6 protein-coding genes are annotated in these 5,766 nt (G+C 62.6%); 3 read left to right on the top strand and 3 right to left on the bottom strand.

Annotated features, from left to right (window positions below; translation table 11 throughout):
- Nucleotides 1-503 precede the first annotated feature (503 nt).
- Complete coding sequence (nudB, locus tag ACJWXQ_RS02195; protein WP_346051958.1) at nucleotides 504-947, bottom strand: dihydroneopterin triphosphate diphosphatase; 444 nt, start codon at nucleotides 945-947, stop codon at nucleotides 504-506.
- 11 nt (nucleotides 948-958) lie between these two features.
- Nucleotides 959-1,825 carry an SDR family NAD(P)-dependent oxidoreductase gene (locus tag ACJWXQ_RS02190; RefSeq protein ID WP_346051957.1) on the bottom strand — a complete coding sequence of 289 codons (867 nt, stop codon included), beginning with the start codon at nucleotides 1,823-1,825 and terminating at the stop codon, nucleotides 959-961.
- Between the two features lie 250 nt (nucleotides 1,826-2,075).
- Between ACJWXQ_RS02190 and ACJWXQ_RS02185 the strand changes: the two genes are divergently transcribed.
- The 3 genes from ACJWXQ_RS02185 (at nucleotide 2,076) to aspS (ending at nucleotide 5,107) form a co-directional block, all read left to right on the top strand.
- Entirely contained in the window at nucleotides 2,076-2,375 is a 300-nt protein-coding gene (locus ACJWXQ_RS02185) for a zinc ribbon domain-containing protein (RefSeq protein WP_346051955.1), read from the top strand.
- Nucleotides 2,372-3,070: a DUF502 domain-containing protein gene (locus tag ACJWXQ_RS02180; RefSeq protein ID WP_406672048.1), complete on the top strand. Its 699-nt coding sequence runs from the start codon at nucleotides 2,372-2,374 to the stop codon at nucleotides 3,068-3,070. Before ACJWXQ_RS02185 ends, ACJWXQ_RS02180 begins: the two co-directional genes overlap by 4 nt.
- Nucleotides 3,071-3,313: 243 nt before the next feature.
- A complete protein-coding gene (gene aspS / locus ACJWXQ_RS02175; RefSeq protein WP_346051954.1) occupies nucleotides 3,314-5,107 on the top strand; it encodes an aspartate--tRNA ligase in 1,794 nt (597 codons plus the stop codon).
- Nucleotides 5,108-5,376: 269 nt separating this feature from the next.
- Here the strand turns inward: aspS and mrtJ are convergent.
- Nucleotides 5,377-5,766: JDVT-CTERM system glutamic-type intramembrane protease MrtJ (gene mrtJ / locus ACJWXQ_RS02170; RefSeq protein ID WP_406672047.1), on the bottom strand; the 390-nt coding region annotated here is incomplete at its 5' end.

The following is a 5,766-nucleotide window of genomic DNA, read 5'->3' as shown; positions in this document are numbered from 1 at the left end:
TCCCTGGGGGCTCTGGGTTCGGCATCCTGCCTCACACAGCCTTGGAAAGCCCTGTCGGCCCCAAGGCCTACCTTTGGTGGGGGTCACCTGGGCCGTGCTTGCTGATGGCGTATTCTGATATCTGAGTAGATTGGCTTCGATTTGGCCGCTGAAATCGCGGATAAATCCGCTCCCACAGCGGCTTCGGCATAAGCTATAGGCACCGTGGGAGCGAATTTATTCGCGATCAAAAGCCTCCGGATGGCACCAAGGCATAAGCCTGAACCAAACCCTCCGTTAGCACGGCCCAGGTGACCACCACCAAGAGTAGGCTTTGGTACTGCTGGGCTTGATCAGGGCTGTGTGAGGCGGGATGCCGAACCCAGAGCGTACAGGGATGTATCCAGGGCGTCCCTGATCAAGCCCAGCAGTACCAAAGCCGGAACGCACTCTGCCACCGACAACAAAAGGCACTCCCCCATCGAAGTCACCCGCAAGAACCACCGGGTATCGGACAAATGATGCTATCCCACCCGCATGGGCAGCACCTGCAGCAGGGCCCGGCGGTTGGTCCAGGAGCTGAGGGCATTGAGGGCGCGGTCAAAGGGAAGCCATTGCCAGCTGACATGCTCATCCGGGCGGAGCTGGATCGGTACACGGCCAGGCGCCTGCCAGCAGAAAACAGTTTCGTGATTCGTTTCAGTGCCAGGTGGAAAGCGGTCGCGCCAGGCCGGGTGGATCTCGAACTCGGCCGTCAGGCCGCAGTCCACCGGCGCCGGATCAGGATCCAGGCCGGTCTCTTCGCGCAGTTCACGGGCCGCCGCGGCATGAGCCGACTCACCCCATTCAAGACTGCCCGTCACTGATTGAAAGAAGGCCGCCGGCTTACGCCGCTCAAGCACTAGGACCTCGGCATCCGGGGTATAAACCAGCACCAGCACTGACTTCGGACGCTTGAAGGCACTCACCGGGAGAGTCCCTAGACTCGCCGCATGACCCGATCCATCAGGGACGTGGGCAGAATCCGGCGCAGAAAGGCCAGGGTATAAGCCGGGGTGGTGACATAGTACCGGGGCTTGGGACGCGGCGACTCGATGGCCTTGACCAGTCGGCGCAGGACGGCGGCCGGCGTGGAGGTGCCGGGCATCTTGTGATCCGGGTCCGCCGCCCGGCGTTCCATGCGGTCATATTGCTCGGCATGCACCGAGCCGCGCAGATTGATGAAGCGCTTGGCATTGGCCAGCGCACTGGCACGGAAGCGGGATTCCACCGGGCCGGGGTTGATGGTCACCACCCGAATGCCGCTGTCCGCCAGTTCCATGCGCAGGGTGTCGGTAAAGCCTTCCAGGGCGAACTTGCTGGCGTTGTAGCTTCCCAGCCAGGGCGCAGCCACCAGGCCGAGCATGGAACTGAGCATCACGATGCGGCCCTGACCATGCTCACGCATCATCGGTATCACCCGATTGGTCAATTCCATGGTGCCGAAGACATTCGCTTCGAACTGGGCGCGCATGGCGGCACGGGAAAGGTCTTCCACCGCACCGGGCAAAGCAAAGGCCCCGTTGTTCACCAGGGCATCGATCCGACCATCGGTGGCCTCCATGACCTGGTCCACGGCAACGGTGATCGACAGGGAATCGTTCAGATCCAGTTGCAGGGCCTCGAATCCGGCCCGCTCCAACCGATGGACGTCCAGGGTCCGCCGAGCGGTGGCAAACACTCGCCAACCACGATCCCTCAGCAGCTGCGCGGCCGCTTCGCCGATCCCGCTGGAACAGCCGGTGATCAGAGCGGTGCGCTGAGACTGCCCGTCTTCACGACGAACCATGGCCTGGCTTTTCTGCATGCCTGTCATCCCCCGGCATATTGTTGTTGACTGTGACAGGCGCATATTAACGCGTTCGGGCCTCGGAATCCGACCCCAAGGACCCGATTCCCGGACATTGGCGGCGGCAGAGGCTATAATCCCGCGCTGGCGGGGCCGGATACCGCGACCGCATCGAGGGCGCCCGTGGGCTTGGAATCGAAATATCTGACCCCAGATTTTTGCCTGGCACGTCCGCCACCCCTGTCCGTCATCGTTAGAGGTAAAGAGCATGCCGATCTACGAATATCGCTGTCAGGCCTGTGGCCATGAACTGGAAGCCCTGCAGAAGATGAGCGAGGACCCCCTCACCCGCTGCCCGGAATGTGAGCAGGACAGTCTCAATCGCCTGGTTTCCGCCGCCGCTTTCCGCCTCTCCGGTTCCGGCTGGTACGAGACCGACTTCAAGAAGGGCAACAAGCGGAATATTGCCGGTGATAGCGAAAAGAGCGGCGGCAAGGAAAAGAAAGCGGATAAATCCTCCAGCCCGGATAAGTCCTCCAGCCAGGGCAAGGCGGCTCAACCCGCATGACGTCAGGGCCGGACAATCAGCCCGGCCTGATCACCCGCCTGCGGCGTTACTTTGTCGCCGGCATCCTGGTCCTGGTGCCGGTGGGCGTGACCATTTTTGCCCTGCGCTTTCTGGTCAACCTGCTGGACCGCTCCCTGACGCTGCTGCCGGAAGCCATCCAGCCCGAACAATTGCTCGGTTTCGCCATCCCCGGGCTGGGCATTGTCCTCAGCCTGGTGGTGCTGATCCTCACCGGCATGCTCGCGGCCAATTTCTTCGGCCGTAAACTGGTGGAAATCGGGGAGCGCATTCTGGACCGCATCCCGGTGGTCCGCTCCATCTACTACGGCAGCAAGCAGATTGCCGAGACCATGTTCTCGGGCCAAAGCGACGCCTTCCGCAAACCGGTCCTGATCCCCTACCCCCACGAGCGATCCTGGGCTCTGGCCTTTGTCACCAACAACGACCTGGGTGAGATCCAGTATCGGACCGGGATCGATGTGGTCGGCGTCTATGTGCCCACCACCCCCAACCCCACCTCCGGCTTCAATCTCATGATCCCCCGCGAGGATGTCATCGAGTTGGACATGACCGTGGACGAGGCCCTGCGCATGATCATCTCCCTGGGCGTGGTGGTGCCCGTCTGGGACCCGAACGGCCACACCGTGGCCAAGGCGGTCGAAGCGGAGGCAAAAAAGCTGCCGGGGAAGGACTGAAAGACGGCCTCGCGCAAAGCGCGCCAAGGACGCAAAGAAAGAACATTGCGTCTCTGCGCGAGATCAGCCTTTCCTTAGCGCGCTTTGCGCGAGGCAATTTGCTTGGGGGCTCCCCCGCAACTTGCGGTAAACCCGCGCAAATCGTAAGATTCCCGCCTTTCGGGCCCCTCCGGCGCCCTGGGCGCCCCGTTTCCCGACAGACCGAATCCATCTCACCCACACGAGAAAGCGGGAGCAACGCTGATGCGTTCCCATTATTGCGGAAAAGTTGATGAATCCCTCCTGGATCAGGAAGTTACCGTATGCGGCTGGGTCAATCGCCGGCGCGACCACGGGGGCGTGATCTTTGTTGACTTGCGCGACCGGGAAGGTCTGCTGCAGGTGGTGTTCGACCCCGACCGGGCAGAGGTCTTCGAGACCGCCGAGCGCCTGCGCAGCGAATTCGTGATCCGCGTGCGCGGCCGGGTGCGCCGTCGCCCCGAAGGGACCACCAATGACAAGCTGCCCACCGGCCAGGTGGAAGTGCTGGGTCTGGAACTGGAGGTCCTGAACAAGGCCGAAACCCCGCCCTTCCATCAGGACGAGCACGATGTGGGTGAAGACCTGCGCCTCAAGTACCGCTACGTGGACATGCGTCGCGAGCACATGCAGCGCAAGCTCAAGCTGCGCGCCCAGGTCACCTCGGCCATGCGCCGTCACCTGGACGAGCAGGGCTTTCTTGATGTGGAAACCCCCATGCTGACCCGCGCCACCCCGGAAGGTGCACGCGACTATGTGGTGCCCAGCCGCACCCATCCGGGCCAGTTCTTTGCCCTGCCCCAGTCGCCGCAGCTGTTCAAGCAGTTGCTGATGATGTCCGGCGTGGACCGCTACTATCAGATCGTGCGCTGCTTCCGTGACGAGGACCTGCGCGCCGACCGCCAGCCGGAGTTCACCCAGCTCGACATGGAGATGAGCTTCATGTCCGAAGAGCAGATCATGGAGCTGGTGGAAGGCCTGATCCGCTCCCTGTTCAAGGATGTGATGGGCGTGGAGCTGGAGAACCCCTTCCCGCGCATGCCTTATGCCGAAGCCATGCGCCGCTTCGGCTCCGACAAGCCCGACCTGCGGATTCCGCTGGAACTGGTGGACGTCGCCGATCTGGTGGCCGATGCCGAGTTCAAGGTGTTCTCGGGCCCGGCCGCCGACAAGAACGGTCGCGTGGCCGCCCTGCGCCTGCCCAAGGGGGGCGAGCTGACCCGCAAGGAAATCGACGGCTACACCGAGTTCGTGGGTCGTTATGGCGCCAAGGGTCTGGCCTACATCAAGGTCAATGACCCCAGCCAGGGCCGCGAGGGTCTGCAGTCGCCCATTCTCAAGTTCCTCTCCGACGAGGCCGTCGCCGGCATTCTGGAACGCACGGCTGCCGAAGCCGGCGACCTGATCTTCTTCGGCGCCGACAAGGCCACCGTGGTCAATGACGCCCTGGGCGCCCTGCGCGTGAAGCTGGGCAAGGACCGTGGCCTGGTGGCCGACGGCTGGCGGCCGTTGTGGGTGGTGGACTTCCCCATGTTCGAATACGACGAGGGCGACAAGCGCTGGTATTCCCTGCACCACCCCTTCACCGCACCGCGGGTGGAAAACGCCGAGGCACTGAAGAGCGCCAAGCCGGAAGAGCTGATCTCCCGCGCCTACGACATGGTGCTCAACGGCTCGGAAATCGGTGGCGGCTCCGTCCGTATCCACGACACCGAAATGCAATCGGCGGTCTTCGATTATCTGGGGATCAGCGAGGAAGAAGCGGAAGAAAAGTTCGGCTTCCTGCTCGAGGCCCTCAAGTACGGCTGCCCGCCCCATGGCGGCATCGCCTTCGGCCTGGATCGTCTGGTCATGCTCATGGCCGGTGCCGACAGCATCCGCGAAGTGATCGCCTTCCCCAAGACCCAGACCGCCGCCTGCCTGCTCACCGACGCCCCCGGCACGGTGGACAACAAGCAGCTGCGTGACCTGGGCATTCGCCTGCGCAAGACCGTCCAGGATGGCGAGGCGAAGGAATAAGGGCGGCCTCGCGCGAAGACGCAAAGAAAAGAGGATATTTTTCGCGCAGAGACGCGGAGACGCAGAGAAAGGTTTTTTGGGTAGGGGGTGTGGTGGAGCCGTGAGAGGCTTCGGCCTAGACGGTGCCACCGGGTGACAGCAATCGAGGCTAAAGCCTCTCCTACAACAAAATGAATTGCTTTTCCTTTGCGCCTTCGCGTCTTTGCGCGAGGCTAGCCTTTAGCTTTGCGCCCTTGGCGTGCTTGGCGCGAGGCAATGCTTCCGCTTTTTCATCCCCAGAAGAACCACACCGCCCCGAAGTTGTAGACCACATGCAGCAGGATGGGTGTGCCCAGGGTATCGTGGCGTTCCCGGAAGTAGCCAAAGACCAGTGAGGGGAAGAACACCAGGGCCGCCCACAGCGGCGGCTGGTGAATCAGGTGCAGTGCCGCGAAACAGAGACTGGTGATTACATTGGCCAGGCTCAGAATCCCCCAGGTCTTGCGGCTCAGAGACGCCAGCCAGTCCTGCAACATGCCCCGAAAGACGATCTCCTCCAGCACCGGATAGACCAGCACCGGCATCAGAAACAGCCAGGGTTCACTCAGGGGCCACAGCCAGTCATCGGTAGGAACCAGCAGGAAAAGCATGACGGTCCAGGCCATCGGCCCGGCCGCAAG

This window comes from Natronospira sp. (assembly GCF_007134575.1).
Lineage (GTDB): Bacteria > Pseudomonadota > Gammaproteobacteria > Natronospirales > Natronospiraceae > Natronospira > Natronospira elongata.
Note: the sequence above shows the minus strand (reverse complement) of the source record. Positions and strands in the feature narration are given on the sequence as shown.